This is a genomic window from Sphingomonas sp. URHD0057 (genome assembly GCF_000620665.1).
In the GTDB taxonomy this organism is placed as follows: domain Bacteria; phylum Pseudomonadota; class Alphaproteobacteria; order Sphingomonadales; family Sphingomonadaceae; genus Sphingomicrobium.
Genome location: NZ_KK211162.1, coordinates 824,373 through 840,077, shown reverse-complemented (window position 1 = coordinate 840,077; position 15,705 = coordinate 824,373). Strand labels below are relative to the sequence as shown.

11 protein-coding genes and 1 pseudogene are annotated in these 15,705 nt (G+C 65.9%); 5 read left to right on the top strand and 7 right to left on the bottom strand.

Features of this window, described 5'->3' with window-relative positions:
• Positions 1 to 90: 90 nt before the first annotated feature.
• The gene (gene rpsB, locus N539_RS0113140; RefSeq protein ID WP_028970635.1) at positions 91 to 846 is read right to left on the bottom strand and encodes a 30S ribosomal protein S2; all 756 of its coding nucleotides are present in this window, start codon (positions 844 to 846) and stop codon (positions 91 to 93) included.
• A 265-nt stretch (positions 847 to 1,111) separates the two neighbouring features.
• Between rpsB and N539_RS0113135 the strand changes: the two genes are divergently transcribed.
• Positions 1,112 to 1,327, top strand: a complete 216-nt coding sequence (locus N539_RS0113135; protein WP_156029951.1) for a hypothetical protein — start codon at positions 1,112 to 1,114, stop codon at positions 1,325 to 1,327.
• On the opposite strand, the gene N539_RS0113130 is transcribed toward N539_RS0113135, so the two are convergent.
• Together N539_RS0113130 and N539_RS0113125 are read right to left on the bottom strand one after the other, a co-directional pair.
• The gene (locus N539_RS0113130; protein ID WP_051531871.1) at positions 1,290 to 2,015 is read right to left on the bottom strand and encodes a CDP-alcohol phosphatidyltransferase family protein; all 726 of its coding nucleotides are present in this window, start codon (positions 2,013 to 2,015) and stop codon (positions 1,290 to 1,292) included. The two genes, N539_RS0113135 and N539_RS0113130, sit on opposite strands and share 38 nt — an antisense overlap.
• Before the next feature lie 35 nt (positions 2,016 to 2,050).
• Positions 2,051 to 2,791, bottom strand: coding sequence for a phosphatidylserine decarboxylase (locus tag N539_RS0113125; RefSeq protein WP_028970632.1), 741 nt, complete (start codon positions 2,789 to 2,791; stop codon positions 2,051 to 2,053).
• 102 nt (positions 2,792 to 2,893) lie between these two features.
• Between N539_RS0113125 and N539_RS0113120 the strand changes: the two genes are divergently transcribed.
• Positions 2,894 to 4,123, top strand: coding sequence for an NADP-dependent isocitrate dehydrogenase (locus tag N539_RS0113120; protein WP_028970631.1), 1,230 nt, complete (start codon positions 2,894 to 2,896; stop codon positions 4,121 to 4,123).
• Here the strand turns inward: N539_RS0113120 and N539_RS0113115 are convergent.
• Complete coding sequence (locus N539_RS0113115) at positions 4,113 to 5,330, bottom strand: FAD-dependent oxidoreductase (protein ID WP_028970630.1); 1,218 nt, start codon at positions 5,328 to 5,330, stop codon at positions 4,113 to 4,115. The two genes, N539_RS0113120 and N539_RS0113115, sit on opposite strands and share 11 nt — an antisense overlap.
• 47 nt (positions 5,331 to 5,377) lie before the next feature.
• On the opposite strand from N539_RS0113115, the gene N539_RS0113110 reads away from it, so the two are divergent.
• Complete coding sequence (locus tag N539_RS0113110) at positions 5,378 to 7,153, top strand: cation:proton antiporter domain-containing protein (RefSeq protein ID WP_028970629.1); 1,776 nt, start codon at positions 5,378 to 5,380, stop codon at positions 7,151 to 7,153.
• Here the strand turns inward: N539_RS0113110 and alaS are convergent.
• The gene (gene alaS, locus N539_RS0113105; RefSeq protein WP_028970628.1) at positions 7,150 to 9,807 is read right to left on the bottom strand and encodes an alanine--tRNA ligase; all 2,658 of its coding nucleotides are present in this window, start codon (positions 9,805 to 9,807) and stop codon (positions 7,150 to 7,152) included. The genes N539_RS0113110 and alaS overlap by 4 nt on opposite strands.
• 80 nt (positions 9,808 to 9,887) lie before the next feature.
• Between alaS and mtgA the strand changes: the two are divergent.
• A pseudogene (mtgA, locus tag N539_RS17105) lies at positions 9,888 to 10,613 on the top strand (monofunctional biosynthetic peptidoglycan transglycosylase); the annotation flags it as partial.
• A gap of 338 nt (positions 10,614 to 10,951) precedes the next feature.
• Positions 10,952 to 11,599 (top strand): hemerythrin domain-containing protein, encoded by a 648-nt coding sequence (locus N539_RS0113095; protein WP_028970627.1) that lies wholly within the window; start codon positions 10,952 to 10,954, stop codon positions 11,597 to 11,599.
• Here the strand turns inward: N539_RS0113095 and dnaE are convergent.
• Together dnaE and N539_RS0113085 are read right to left on the bottom strand one after the other, a co-directional pair.
• Positions 11,596 to 15,054 carry a DNA polymerase III subunit alpha gene (gene dnaE, locus N539_RS0113090; RefSeq protein WP_037552786.1) on the bottom strand — a complete coding sequence of 1,153 codons (3,459 nt, stop codon included), beginning with the start codon at positions 15,052 to 15,054 and terminating at the stop codon, positions 11,596 to 11,598. The two genes, N539_RS0113095 and dnaE, sit on opposite strands and share 4 nt — an antisense overlap.
• 59 nt (positions 15,055 to 15,113) lie before the next feature.
• Positions 15,114 to 15,671, bottom strand: a complete 558-nt coding sequence (locus N539_RS0113085; protein WP_051531803.1) for a hypothetical protein — start codon at positions 15,669 to 15,671, stop codon at positions 15,114 to 15,116.
• Positions 15,672 to 15,705: the final 34 nt, after the last annotated feature.

Sequence of the window (15,705 nt, the reverse complement as noted above, 5' to 3'; positions counted from 1 at the left end):
TTCGATTCCTCTTCCTAGTTCTCCGGCGAAGGCCGGAGTCCAGCGAACAAATAAATCCTAGACCCCGGCCTTCGCCGGGGAACAGTCCGATTAAGCTTCCAGCGCGACTTCGGCCGGCGGCTCGGCCATTTCGCCGACGTCCTGGCCCTTGCCCTGCGCCTCGCCCGTGCGGCCTTCGCCGACCGCCTGAGCAATGGCGTCCGTATAAAGTCGGATCGCGCGGCTGGCGTCGTCGTTGCCCGGAACCGGGAAGGCGATACTCGAAGGATCGCTGTTCGAATCGAGGATCGCGACGACCGGGATGCCAAGGACATTGGCTTCCTTGATCGCCAGCTCTTCCTTGTTGGTGTCGACGACGAACATGACGTCGGGAAGCCCGCCCATGTCGCGAATGCCGCCAAGGCTTTTCTCGAGCTTGTCGCGCTCGCGGGTCAGCTGGAGCACTTCCTTCTTGGTCAGGCCGGCGGTGTCGCCCGACAGCTGCTCCTCAAGGCTCTTGAGGCGCTTGATCGAGTTGGAAATGGTCTTCCAGTTGGTCAGCATGCCGCCGAGCCAGCGATGGTTGACGAAATGCTGCCCAGAAGCCTGGGCGGCCTCGGCGATCGCATCCTGCGCCTGGCGCTTGGTGCCGACGAACAGCACCTTTCCGCCGCGCGCGACGGTCTGCTGGACGAACTCGAGCGCCCGCGCGAACAGCGGCACGGTCTGCGACAGGTCGATGATGTGAACGCCGTTGCGGTCGCCGAAAATGTACGGCTTCATCTTCGGGTTCCAGCGGTGGGTCTGGTGGCCGAAATGCGCTCCGGCCTCGAGCAATTGCTGCATCGTGACGACGGTGGTCGCCATAAGTCTTCTCCTTCCGGTTCTGCCTCGATCGGAGCCAAGTCACCAGCCTTGCGGCTAGCACCGGTATGGTAGCTCCGTCTGTGGAATGCCGGGCGCCCTAGCCGAACCGGCCTGTGCTTTCAAGGGTTTGGCCAGTGCTTGCAGATCGCTCTTGACAGAGAAGAACAAAAGAGGAACATTATGCCGTCTCAACCGAGCGAACTCGAGCTCTCCGGAACAAAGCCGGTCCGGAACGGTTAGGCGCTCCCAAGAAGGAACGATGCAAATGCTTGCACCTTTGGGCACCCTCGCCTTTCTCGCCACCTTGTGGCTGCTGACGGTCGTGGGCGCCGCGGTTCTTGAGGAAAGCGGCGCCAGGATCGCCGCTGCCCTCAAGGGCAAGTCCGCGCATCGCCCGGCGTTCGCCTCGGTCCGGATGCGGGCACGCTCGCGGGTTCGTCGGCCTATGCGCGCCGTCCCACGCTGGCGCGACGCTGCCTGACCCGGGCATAGCTCGCCAGCGCAACCGGGATCATCACCAGGTAAAGCGCGGAAACGAGCAGCAGCGTCTGCCACGGTGAGACGATCAGTGCCGCCCCCAGCAACGCGACACCCGCCAGCGCAAACAGCCGCCAGCCCTGGCGAATGCGGATGCTCGACCAGCTGAAGGTGGGCAGGTTGGAGATCATCAGCGCGGCGATGAACAGCGTCCACGCCATCACCGGCTGCCAATGGCGGAACTGCGCGTTGCCGGTGATCAGCCACAAATAGATCGGGACGAACGCCAGCCCGGCACCCGCCGGGGCGGGGACGCCAGTGTTGAACCCCGCCGATTTATGCGGCTGTTCGGCGGCATCCAGGCGGGCATTGAACCGCGCCAGGCGAAGCGCGCAGCACACCGCCAGCGCGAGCGCCGAAATCCACCCGAACCGCGGGGCATCCTGCAGCGACCACAGGAACAGGATGAGCGCCGGCGCCGTGCCGAAGGCGATATTGTCGGAGAGAGAGTCCAGCTCCGCCCCGAACTTGCTATCCGCGCGCAACAGCCGCGCGATTCGGCCGTCGAAACCGTCCAGGACCCCGGCGAGGATGATCGCGCCCAGCGCCCTTTCCCACTCCCCGCGAATGGCCAGGCTGACGCCCGTCAGGCCCATGCACAGCGCCAGCGCGGTAATCGCGTTGGGGATCATCGCGCGGAATGAGATTCCGCGCGGCCCCTCCTCGGTCACTGGCTGTCGCCCGCGACCGCGATGTCCAGGCCGACGATGCCGAGCACGGTCTCGCCGGCGATCGAGCGCTGACCGAGCGCGACGCGAGGGGCTGCTTCCTGCGGGAGATAGACGTCGACCCGGCTGCCGAAGCGGATCAGGCCGACGCGCTGGCCGGCTTCCACCGCATCGCCTTCCTTGACGAAGGCCATGATCCGCCGCGCGACCAGGCCGGCGATCTGGGTGAAACCGACCCTCAGGCCGGTCGCGCTCTCGATCAGCAGGTGCTGGCGCTCATTGTCGTCGCTGGCCTTATCGAGATCGGCGTTGATGAACTTGCCCGGCACATAAGCGATGCGTTTCACCCGTCCCGCGATCGGCGCGCGATTGATGTGCACGTCGAACACACTCATGAAGATCGAGACGCGGGTATATTCGCCGTCGGCGAGGCCTTCGGGCCCGCGCAGCTCGGGCGGCGGCGGGACCTTGGCGATCATCGTGATCAGGCCGTCGGCCGGCGCGACGATCAGCTTGTCGCCGCGCGGCGTGGTGCGGATCGGATCGCGAAAGAACGTCGCGACCCAGATCGTGCCGCCGATCAGCAGCCAGCCAAGGAAATGGTTGATCAGCGTGTAGACGAGGAAGGTCGCCGCGGCGGCGATCACCAAATATTTGCGGCCTTCCGGGTGGATCGAGGGAAAGCGCCACTTGACCGTGGTGGTCGGGAGCGGCGTCTCGCGCTTGTCGAGTTCGGGCATTCGGCGGTCCTTACTGCCCGCCCATCGGCGGCACAACGGCGCGGTTGCCTGGCGACGGGCCACAACCTAAGGCGCGGCCATATTCCAAGCGCGGGAACGAAAATGGCCAAGATCAAGGTGAGAAACCCGGTCGTCGAGCTCGACGGCGACGAGATGACGCGGATCATCTGGCAATGGATCCGCGAGCAGCTGATCCAGCCTTATCTCGATGTCGAGCTGCTCTACTTCGACCTGGGTGTCGAAAATCGCGACGCCACCGATGACCAGGTCACGATCGACGCCGCCAATGCGATCAAGCAGCATGGCGTTGGCGTCAAATGCGCGACGATCACGCCCGACGAGGCGCGGGTCGAGGAATTTAAGCTCAAGAAGATGTGGAAATCGCCCAACGGCACCATCCGCAACATCCTCGGCGGCTGCATCTTCCGCGAGCCGATCGTCATTTCCAACGTGCCGCGCCTGATTCCGGGCTGGACCGACCCGATCGTGGTCGGCCGCCACGCCTTCGGCGACCAGTATCGCGCGACCGATTTCCGCGTTCCGGGCCCGGGCAAGCTCACCATGAAGTGGGTCGGCCAGGATGGGCAGGAGCTCGACTTCGATGTGTTCGACTTCCCTGGCTCGGGTGTCGCAATGGGCATGTACAATCTCGACGCCAGCATCCGCGATTTCGCCCACGCCTGCTTCAACTACAGCCTGGACCGCAGCTGGCCGCTCTATTTGTCGACGAAGAACACCATCCTCAAGGCCTATGACGGCCGCTTCAAGGACATCTTCCAGGAGATTTACGACAGCGAATACAAGACGAAGTTCGAAGCTACTGGCATCGAATATCAGCATCGCCTGATCGACGACATGGTCGCGTCCGCACTCAAGTGGAGCGGCAAGTTCGTCTGGGCCTGCAAGAATTACGACGGTGACGTGCAATCGGACCAGGTCGCGCAGGGGTTCGGGTCGCTCGGCCTGATGACCTCAGTCCTGATGACGCCAGACGGCAAGACCGTCGAAGCCGAGGCCGCGCACGGCACCGTCACCCGCCATTACCGGATGCATCAGCAGGGCAAGGCGACCTCGACCAACCCGATTGCCTCGATCTTCGCCTGGACCCGCGGCCTCATCTATCGCGGCAAGTTCGACGACACGCCCGAGGTGGTCCGCTTCGCCGAGACACTCGAGCGCGTCTGCATCGAGACGGTCGAGAGCGGCCAAATGACCAAAGACCTCGCCATCCTTGTCGGACCGCAGCAGGCATGGATGACGACCGAACAGTTCTTCGAGGCGATCGTCCACCACCTCGAAGCGGCGATGGCTCAGGGGTCCGTCAGCGCCTGAGGCCTGCGTCGGGCGAGCGAATATGCTCCCGGCGAACGCCGAGCCCGACGAGACGCGCGGGAATCCGGCGAAGGATTGGGAAACGTTCAAAGAGCCTGAGGGGCAGCGGGACCTTCTGCAGCACCGCCCGACGGACGACGAGCGGGGTGAGCACCCGATCGTGCACGGCTTTTTGCACGGCTTGGATCACCCGCGTCGGGAACAGCCGCCGAGCCTGGACCTGTTCGAGTAGCGGATCGAGGTTTCCGCCGCTCGCGAGCGGAGCCGCGAGGATGTTGGCGGCCGCGACGGCGTCCTGGACCGCGAGGTTGATTCCCACTCCGCCGACCGGCGACATGGCGTGCGCGGCGTCGCCGATCGCCAGCAGCCCGGGCCGCCACCATCTCTCGAGACGGTCGAGCGAGACCGACAGCAGCTTCACCTGGTCCCAATCCTCGAGCGTATCGACCGCGTCACCAAGATCGGGCGCGGCTCGGCGAACGTCCGCACGGAAGGTTTCAATGCCCTTGCCGCGAATTTCCTCCGCCGCCCCCTTCGGAACGACGTAGGCGCACTGCCAGTAATCGCCGCGATCGATTTCGACGACCAGCGTTCCCGCGCCGAACGTGCCGCCGGTTTCATTCGTCGGCGTCGGCTGCTTGGGCAAACGGAACCACAGCACGTCGATCGGCGCGCCGAGATCCTTTTTCGGCAGGCCGGCCTTGTCGCGGAGGACCGAGCCGCGGCCATCGGCCGCGAGTGTCAGGCGTGCGCGAAGCTCTTCACCGTCCTTCAAGCGAACACCGGCGACGTGACCGCCTTCGATGACGAGGTCGACGGCTTCGGCCTCCATCCGCAGGCTGAACGTCGGGTAGCGGCGCGCTTCATCGGCGAGGAAATCGAGAAATTCCCATTGCGGCATCATCGCGATGAAGCGGGTCTCCACCGGCAGGTGGCTGAGATCCGCGATCGTGATCTGCCGGTCGGCGACGCGGGCGGTCAGTGACCGAACTTTATCGTGGGGCCGCTTCAGGAACTCGTCGAGCAGCCCAAGCTCGCGCAGCAGTTCGAGCGTCGAGGGATGAACCGTGTCCCCGCGGAAATCGCGCAGGAAGTCAGCGTGCTTCTCCAGCACCACGACCTTGCAGCCGGCGCGCGCGAACAGAAGCCCGGCCATCATCCCCGCCGGCCCGCCGCCGACAACGATCGCGTCATAATCTGGCGTCATGACGTCACCTCTACCGTCGTTCCCGGGAAAAGGGCAGAAGCAAGCGCATGAACGGCGAATTCGCGACCTCGGGCTTTTCCGATGCGCTGGTGATCCTCGGCGCCGCCGGGATTGTCATCCCCGCCTTCGCGCGCTTCCGCATCAGTCCGATCATCGGCTTCATCCTGATCGGCATGCTGGTCGGCCCGCATGGCCTTGGCGCGCTGAGCGCGGCCAATCCGTGGCTCCACTATGTGACCATCTCCAACCCGCACGCGATCGAGCCGTTCGCCGAGCTCGGGATCGTGCTGCTGCTGTTCTCGATCGGGCTCGAGTTGTCGTTCCGCCGGCTGTGGGGGATGCGCGGGCTGGTGTTCGGCGCCGGCGCCGCAGAGCTGCTCGGTTCGGCCATCATCCTCGGCGGCGGTCTCTACGTCACGGGTCAGAACATCGCGGGTGCGATCGGTCTGGGGCTGGCGCTCGCCTTGTCCTCGACCGCCATCGTCATTCCCCTGGTCGGCACGCACAGCCGCGTCGGCCGCTCCGCGCTGGCGATGCTGCTGTTCGAGGACCTGGCACTGGTGCCGATCGTGTTCCTGCTCGGCGCGATGGCACCCCAGGCCGGTGCGGGCGTCGGCTCGCTGCTGACGACGCTGACCATCGGCGTGGTCACCGCCGCCGGCATGCTGGTTATCGGGCGGATCCTGCTGCCGCGCCTGTTTGCCCAGGCCGCGAGGACCAAGAGCCCGGAGCTGTTCCTGTCGGCGTGCCTGCTGGTGGTCATCGTCGCCAGCCTGGTCACGTCGGCGATCGGCTTTTCGGCGGTACTGGGCGCTCTCATCGCGGGGATGGTCATTGCCGAGACCGACTATCGCGGCGAAATCGAGGTCATCACCGCGCCCTTCCGCGGCCTCGGGCTCGGCATCTTCCTGATTACCGTCGGGATGAGCGTCGATTTCGATATCCTGCTCGGTCAGTGGCAAATGCTGCTGGCGGCGCTGTTTGCCGTGCTGCTGATCAAGGCGCTGGTGACGGCAGCCCTGCTCAAGCTCGGCGGAGAGCGCATGGCGGTCGCCGCGGAAGCCGGCGTGCTGATGTCCTCGCCGTCCGAAACGACGCTGATCGTGCTTGGCTCGGCCGCGGCTGCGCAGCTCATCACCGCTGAGACGGCGGCGTTCTGGCAGATCGTCACCGCGCTCGGTCTGACCGTCACGCCGCTTCTCGCCAGGCTTGGGCGCGGGGTCGGGAGCCGCTTCGCCGGCCAGGCGATGGCGAACCAGATGGATGCGACGCTCGACGGTGCCGCGCCCGGGCAGGTCGTGATCCTCGGCTTCGGCCGCGTCGGCAAGATGGTCGCCGACATGCTCGACATGCACGCCAAGGATTATCTCGCCATCGACAGCGACACCGACGCCGTCGCAGCCTCGCGCAAGGAAGGGTATGACGTGCTGTTCGGCGATGTCAGCCGGCCCGAGCTGATCGAGCAGCTGCGCGAGCGCGAGCCGAGCGCCCTGATTCTGACGATGGACAATCCGGTGCTGGTCAACCGGCTGGCAAAGTCCCTGCGCAACGCCTTCCCCGACCTTCCGATCGTCGCCCGTGCGCGCGACACCGCGCATGCCGCCGAACTCTACAAGGCGGGCGCGAGCGACGCGGTCCCTGAGACTCTGGAAGCCTCGCTGCAGCTGTCGGAGGCCGTGCTGGTCGACCTCGGCGTGGCGATGGGCCCGGTGATCGCCTCGATCCACGAAAAGCGCGACGAGCTACGCGCCGAGATCAAGGCGGACGCAGAGCTGGACGTGGCGCCGCGCCTCGGCGGGCGGCGGCTGCGGGACGCGGGCTAGGCCGCAACCTTCTCCAACGCGTCCCTGACTGCTTCGAGCGCTTCGTGGGCCTTGGCGCCGTCGGGACCTCCGCCCTGGGCCATGTCGGGACGACCGCCGCCGCCCTGCCCGCCCAAGGTCGCGACCGCGGCTTTCACCAGCTCGACGGCGCTGACCTGGCCGGCGAGGTCGTCGGTGACGCCGACGGCGACGCTGGCGCGGCCTTCGTTGACCGCGATTAGCGCGCCGATGCCGGAGCCGAGGCGCTTCTTCATGTCGTCAACGGCCGCACGCAAACCCTTGGGATCGAAGCCTTCCACGACCTGGCCAATGAATTTGTGACCACCAACGTCCTCGGTCGCCGGGCCTTCGGACTTCGCCGTACCGCCGCCCATTGCGAGGGCCTTCCTGGCATCGGCAAGCTCGCGTTCCAGACGCTTGCGATCCTCGACAAGCGCGGCGACGCGCGCAGGGACCTCGTCGGGCGCGCTCTTCAGCGTCGCCGCCGCCTCGCGCAGCCGTGAATCGCGTTCGTTAAGCCAAAGCCGGGCGGCCTCGCCGGACAGCGCCTCGATGCGGCGCACGCCCGAGGATACCGCGCTCTCCGAGGTGATCTTGAGCAGCTGGATGTCGCCGAGCGCGCGCACGTGCGTGCCGCCGCACAGCTCGACCGAATAATCGCCCTCGTCGAACTGACCCATCGAGAGCACGCGGACCTCGTCGCCGTATTTCTCACCGAACAGCGCCATCGCGCCCGCCGCAATCGCGTCATCGGGAGTCATCAGCCGGGTCGTTACCGTCTCATTGGAGCGAATCTGCGCGTTCACTTCGGCCTCGACCGCGTCGATCTCGTCGCGAGCGAGCGCCTTCGGGTGCGAAAAGTCGAAGCGGAAATAATCAGGCGCCACCAGGCTGCCCTTCTGCGTCACATGCGTGCCGAGCTGGCGGCGGAGCGCGGCATGGAGCAGATGGGTCGCGCTGTGATTGGCGCGGACCCGGTCGCGACGTTCCGCATCGACCCGCTGGTGCACGGTCTCGCCAACCGAAAGCTCGCCCTTCACGACCTTGGTCCGCAGCACGTGGAGCTTGCCCAGCTGCTTCGAGGTATCCTCAACCTCGCCAACGAAGCTTTTGAGCGTGGTCAGTTTCCCGGTGTCGCCGATCTGGCCGCCGCTCTCGCCGTAGAAGGGCGTCTGGTTGAGCAGGATGTCGACGGTCTCGCCGATCTCCGCCCGTTCGACGCGCAGCCCGTCCTTGACGATGGCCAGCACCACGCCCTCGCCTTCGTCGCCCGAATAGCCGGTGAACTCGGTCGCACCATGCTCCTCGACGAGGTCGAACCAGATTTCCTCATTGGCCTTGGCGCCCGAACCCTTCCACGCGGCCCGCGCTTTAGCTTTCTGCTCGGCCATTGCCGCGTCGAAGGCGGAGCGATCGACCTCCAGGCCGCGGGAGCGCAGGGCGTCCTCGGTCAAGTCGTACGGAAAGCCGTAGGTGTCGTAGAGCTTGAACGCGGTCTCTCCCGACAACGTGCCGCCCTTAGGCAAACCTTCGGATGCCTCGTCGAGCAGCTTGAGACCGGTCACCAAGGTCTGGCGGAAGCGCAGTTCTTCCTGCTGCAACGTCGCTTCGATCAGCGGCTGTGCGCGGACCAGCTCGGGGTAAGCGGCGCCCATCTCGGCGACGAGCGCCGGCACCAGCCGGTACATTAGCGGCTCGCGGGCCCCGAGCAGCTGCGCGTGGCGCATCGCGCGGCGCATGATGCGGCGGAGGACATAGCCCCGGCCCTCGTTGGCCGGCAGCACGCCGTCGGACACCAGGAAGCCCGATGCGCGCAGGTGGTCGGCAATGACCCGGTGGCTCGCCTTGTTCTCGCCTTCCGCCTTGGTGTGGGTGAGCGCCTCGCTCTCGCGGATCAGCGCGCGGAACGTGTCCGTCTCGTAATTGTCGGTCGTGCCCTGAAGCACCGCCGAGATGCGCTCCAGGCCCATGCCGGTGTCGATCGACTTCCTCGGCAATTCCGAGACGATTTCGCCCGCCGCCTGCTCGAACTGCATGAAAACCAGGTTCCATACCTCGGTGAACCGGTCACCGTCCTCGTCGGGGCTGCCGGGCGGCCCACCTGGCACGCTCTCGCCATGGTCGTAGAAGATCTCCGAGCACGGGCCGCATGGGCCGTCGTCGCCCATCGCCCAGAAATTGTCCTTGGTCGGAATGCGGATGATCCGGCTTTCGGGCAGCCCGGCGATCTTCTTCCACAGGCCGAAGGCTTCCTCGTCGGTGTGATAGACGGTCGCGGTCAGCCGGTCGGGGCTGAGTTCCCATTCCTTGGTCAGCAGGTTCCACGCGAGCTCGATCGCGCGATCCTTGAAATAGTCGCCGAACGAGAAATTGCCGAGCATCTCGAAGAAGGTGTGGTGGCGCGCGGTATAGCCGACGTTGTCGAGGTCGTTGTGCTTGCCGCCAGCACGCACGCATTTCTGAGAGCTGGTGGCGGTGACGTACGGCCGTGTCTCCAGCCCGGTGAACACGTTCTTGAACGGCACCATGCCGGCGTTGACGAACATCAACGTCGGGTCGTTGTGCGGCACCAGCGGCGCCGACGCGACCCGCGCGTGCCCGTTCTTCTCGAAATATTCGAGGAAGGAGCGGCGGACGTCGTTGGTCGAGGTCATGCCCACGATGTAAATGTCATGCTGCGCTGCGGCAAGGCGAAGGCTTGGCACGGCGTGCGAAGTGCCGCTAGGCGAGGCGCATGGCGAAGCGCAGCCCAGCAATCCCGCGATACAAGCGGCGGCGGAAGCGCTCGCTGCCGGGGCGCATCCTCGGCTGGATCGTCAAGCTGGTCGTCGCCTTCTTCGTCATTTCGATCCTGTGGGTCCTAATCTACCGGTTCGTGCCTCCGCCGATCACGATCACCATGATCGGCGACGTGTTCGCGGGGCGCGGCCTTCACAAGGACTGGATGCCGATCCGCGAGATCGACCGCGACATGGTCCGCGCCGCCATCGCGGCCGAGGACAGCAAGTTCTGCCAGCATAACGGCTTCGACTTGGAAGCCATTGAAGACGCGATGAAACGGAATGCCTCGGGCGGGCGAATTCGCGGCGGATCGACGATTAGCCAGCAGACCGCCAAGACCACCTTCCTGTGGAACGGCGGCGGCTATGCGAGGAAGGGTGTCGAAGCCTGGTTCACCTTCCTGATCGAGCATCTGTGGGGCAAGCGGCGGATCATGGAGGTCTATCTCAACAATGCCGAGAGCGGCATCGGGACCTATGGCGTCAATGCCGGGTCACAGCGCTATTATGGGCATGATGCGAGCGCGATGAGCGCGACCGAGGCGGCTCGGATCGCCGCCATCCTACCGCTACCCAAGAAGCGCGGCGCGGTCGCGCCCAAGGGCTTCACCCGGCGCTACGGCAACACCATCGCGGCACGGCTCGGCGTAGTCGGCCGCGACGGGCTCGACGCCTGCGTCTACAAGGGCACGACCGCGCCGGTGAACAAGGCGCCGCCGCCGGTCACCAGGCAGCCGCGGCCACTGCCAGGCGAGGAATATGAAACCGCCAAGCCGCCGCCGCCGAGCGAAGACGTCGACGAAACGGCGCCGGCGACCACCGAAACCGTCAACCTTTCGGAGACCGAGCCTGCTGTGCCTGAGAATCAGGTCGAAACGGCGCCACCGGCGCAAGAGCCGCAGCAACCCTCGAACGGCCTTTGACGCCATGCGTCGAGCGGTGGTTTTGACCCGCTCACGACCGGAACGCCGCGCCTCCTCCAACCGTTGAAACGGGCAAATCCAGCCAAGGAGGAGTTATGGCCACGCGTACCCAAAATCGTTCGTCGAATCGCAGCTCATCGAGCCGCAGCAGCAGCAACGGAAACCGCAGTGGCGGCGGCAGCCGGAGCGCCTTTTCGTGGAGCGAAGGCGCCGCTCCCGTCCTCGGCGCGGCGCTCGCGGGTGTCGCCATCGGGGTGGCCGCGAACTTCGGCCGCAAGTTCGTCATGCAGAGCATGGAAGCCGCCGCGGGCGACTGGGACGAAATCCTCGCCGCCGAGCACGACATGGCGCTCGCCATTTTCGACAAGATGCTGGCGACCGACGAGACCCAGACGTTCAAGCGCAAGATGCTGCTGATGAAGCTGACCCACGCGCTCGACAAGCACGCGCACCAGGAAGAGATGGTGGTCTATCCGGCGCTCCGCGAGGCCAACGAAACGGCCGCCGCCGACCATCTCGAAAGCGAGCACGGCTACATCAAGACCTTCATCTTCGAGCTGAATGAAATGGGCCCCGATGCCTCCAACTGGCTCGAAAAGGTTCGCGAGTTCCGCCAGCTGGTGTCCGAACATGCGCACATGGAAGAAGAAGAGGTCTTCCCGCGCTTCAAGCAGGACATGGACGAGGAGCAGACCGCGCACATCACCAGCCTCGTCAACCGCGACGGGTTTTGGATGGCTTAGCCGACCAGCGCGAGCTTCGGCGGCTCTTGCGCGGACAAATCGACGGTGCCCTCGCCGATGATGCGCTCGATGCGTGAGGCGATCTCGCCGTCGAGCGCATAGTCCCGGCCCGCCACGAGCGTCGCTTCGCCGCCGCCGGTGATCGGCACGACCAGGCGAACCATGCCGTTGCCCCCCGTCGCCGCGGCGAGCTCGCGCGCCACTCGCTCGACCATCCCGGCGTCGGAGACGCGCACGATCATCTGCAGCCGCGTCTTCTTCGCCAGCGCGTCGAGCGGCTGGAAGCGCTTGATCGTCACGCGCGGGACATCGTCACCGGCCCGGCGGTCCAGCTCGACTGTGAGCAAGCCGCAGGCGCCGGTCTTGGCCGCCGCTTCGAGTGCGGTGGCAGGTTCCTCATCGAACACCGTCGCCTCGAACTGGCCCGAGCGGTCGGACAGGCTGGCGATCATGTAGCGGCGGCCCTTGGCGGAGACGCGCCAGCGGACCGCCTCGGCCAGCCCGACCATGGTCGCGCCCGCCCGTTCGCCGTTGCCGATGCGGATCTCGGCGAGCTCGGCGAAGGTCCGCACCTTGTGCGCAGCGAGCAGGTGCCGCTGCGCATCGACCGGGTGGGCGGAGAAGTAGAAGCCGAAGGCGTCGCGCTCGGCCGCCATGCGCTGGGCGAGTGTCCACGAGGCATCGCGCGGCAGGCGGATTGGCGCCGCCTCGGCCGAATTGACCCCGAACAGCCCGGCCTGGCCGCTTTCGCGCTGCTCGTGCGCGCTCGACGCATGGGCGAGGATCGTTTCCGCCGCTCCATGAACCGCGGCGCGGTCCGGCTTGATCGCGTCGAACGCTCCCGCCCCGGCGAGGCTCTCGAGCTGGCGGCGGTTGAGCAGGCGCGGGTCGATCCGCGAGGCGAAATCCTCGAGGCTGGAAAACGGCCCTCCCCGCTCGCGCTCGGCGACCAAGGCGTCCATCGCTTTCTCGCCGACGCCCTTCAGCGCGCCGAGCGCATAGCGGACGCCATGGCCCGCGGGTCCATTCTCAACCGTGAAGTGGGCGCGGCTGGCATTGATGTCCGGCGCCAGACACTCGATCCCGCTGCGCCGCATATCTTCCACGAACACCCCAAGCTTGTCCGTCAGCGCCATGTCGAAGCTCATCGAGGCGGCGAAGAACTCGGCCGGATGGTGCGCCTTCAGCCAGGCGGTCTGGTAGGCGATCAGGGCGTAGCCGGCGGCGTGGCTCTTGTTGAAGCCGTAGCCGGCGAACTTGTCGATCAAGTCGAACAGCTCGTTGGCCTTGGCTGCCGGAATCTGGTTGGTTGTGGCGCAGCCCTCGACAAAGATCGCGCGCTGGGCGTCCATTTCCGACTGGATCTTCTTGCCCATCGCCCGGCGCAGCAGGTCGGCGCCGCCGAGGCTGTAGCCGGCCAGCACCTGTGCCGCCTGCATCACCTGCTCCTGGTAGACGAAGATGCCGTAGGTCTCGGCGAGGATCCCCTCGAGCAGCGGGTGCGGATATTCAATCTCGGCGCGCCCGTTCTTGCGGTCGCCAAACATCGGGATGTTGTCCATCGGCCCCGGCCGGTAGAGGGCGACGAGCGCAACGATGTCGCCAAAGCCGGTCGGGCGAACCGCCGCGAGCGTGCGCCGCATGCCTTCGGATTCGAGCTGGAAGATGCCGACCGCGTCGCCGCGCTGAAGCAGCTCGTAAACCGCCGGATCGTCCCACGGCAGCGCGTCGAAATCGACCTCGACGCCTTGCTCGGCCAGCAGGCGGCGCGCTTCCTTCAGCACCGACAGCGTCTTCAAGCCGAGGAAGTCGAACTTCACCAGCCCCGCCGCCTCGACATATTTCATGTCGAACTGGGTAACCGGCATGTCCGAGCGCGGATCGCGGTAAAGCGGAACCAGCTCATCGAGCGGGCGGTCGCCGATGACCACGCCCGCGGCATGGGTCGAGGCGTGACGGGGCAGACCCTCAAGCTTCATGGCAAGGTCGAACAGCCGCTTCACGTCCTTGTCGTCGCGATATTCGGCGGCAAGCTCGGAAACCCCATTCAATGAGCGCTCGAGCGTCCATGGATCGGTGGGATGGTTGGGGATCAGCTTCGCCAGCCGGTCGACCTGGCCGTACGGCATTTGCAGCACCCGCCCGGTGTCCTTGAGCACAGCGCGCGCCTTCAATCGCCCGAAGGTGATAATCTGGGCGACCCGGTCGCGGCCATATTTGCCCTGAACGTAGGTGATGACCTTGTCGCGGTGGGTTTCGCAGAAGTCGATGTCGAAGTCGGGCATCGACACGCGCTCGGGATTGAGGAAGCGCTCGAACAGCAGTCCCAGCGCAATCGGGTCGAGGTCGGTGATAGTCAGCGCCCAGGCGACCACCGAGCCGGCGCCCGAGCCGCGCCCCGGCCCGACCGGAATATCGTTCGCTTTCGCCCATTTGATGAAATCGGCGACGATCAGGAAGTAACCGGCAAAGCCCATGCCGGTGATAATCTCGAGCTCATATTCGAGGCGGTCCGCATAGGCCTGGCGGTTATCGTGGGCGCGTCCAGTTAGCCGCTGCTCGAGCCCGGCACGGGCGTCGCGGCGCAGCTGCTCGTCCTCGTCGTCGCCGAGTCGCGGCAGGATCGGGCGGCGCTGCGGAGCCGCGACCGCGCAACGCTGGGCAATCACGGCGGTGTTGGCGATCGCTTCGGGCAAATCGGCGAACAGCTCGGCCATTCCCGCGCTGTCCTTGAGCCACGCGTCCGAAGAGGAGGATATGCGGTCAGCGCTTTCGACATAGGCGGAATTGGCGATGCACAGCATGGCATCGTGCGCCGCATGATAACTGGGATCGGCGTAGGCCGCCGGGTTTGTCGCGACCAGCGGCAGGTCGCGCGCATAAGCTAGCTCGATCAGCAGCTCCTCGGCGGCTTCCTCGACCGGATCGCCCCGGCGGCTGAGCTCGACGTACAAACGATCGGGGAACAGCGCGTGCAGCCGCTCGCAATAGGCCTGCGCCTTGTCCTTCTGGCCGTCGGCGAACAGGCGCGCGATCGCCCCCTCCCCGCCCGCCGTCAGGGCCAGCAGGCCCTGGCTCAATCCCTCGAGCTCGGCGAACTGGACATGAGGCTCCAGCTCAACCGGGCGATCGAGATGCGCCGATGACACAAGCTTGCAGAGGTTGGCGTAGCCGAGGTCGTCCTTGGCGAGCAGGACGAGCCAGTCGATGCCCGCTTCGCCACCGATCTCGGGCGGACGCGCGACGCCGAGCATCGCGCCAATGACCGGCTGCACGCCCTTGCCGATGCAGGCGTCGCTGAAGGGCATCGCGCCGTAAAGGCCGTTGCGGTCGGTCAGGGCGACCGCGGGAAAGCCGAGCGTTGCCGCGCGCGCCGCGATGGTCTTGGGCTCCATCGCCCCTTCGAGCATGGTGAAGGACGAAAAGACGCGCAGCGGGACGTAAGGAGAATTCACCTCCTCACTATGGGGTTTTTAGCTGGCGATGAAAGCGCTTGGAGCGCCTTTTTCCACAATTACTTCGAGGGTGCCGACGCGCTCTTCCGGTAGGTGAAATCGAAGGCTGGAGCCCAGGTCTTGCCGTGGTCGGTCGACTGTTCGCCGAACTGGCGGACCGACCCGTCGGCATTGCTGCTGTAGGTCATCCGCGTCAGCGCATCCTGACCGGGACCGTTGGCGCCCTGCCAATTGCCGACCAGGACCATCTTGCCGTCGCCAAAGGCGCCATCGAACGCGACCCGGCCATTCTGGCTGTCCTGCCACAGCTGGTGCCACTTCTTGTCGGCCGCATCATACATATTGAGGCTGCCGCCGTTGCTGTTGTTGAGCGGCATCCAGTTCTCCCTGACCGTGCAGCCCGCGTAGAGCTTCTCGATCAGGCTGTGCGCGACGAGCTTCTCCCTGCCGGTCGGATAGACGTCCCAGTAGCCAACCCAAAAATCGAATTGCCGGTGCTCGGGCGCGGTGCAGGCCGGTGGCGGCGGACCGGGCGGAGCTGCGGGCGGCGTCTGAGCAGAGGCCGTCGAGGCCATGACCAGCGCGTTCAGTACAACCAAGCCAGTGCGAAGTCTCATACGCCGCTCCTCTCGCTGGAGAGGGACCATCGTC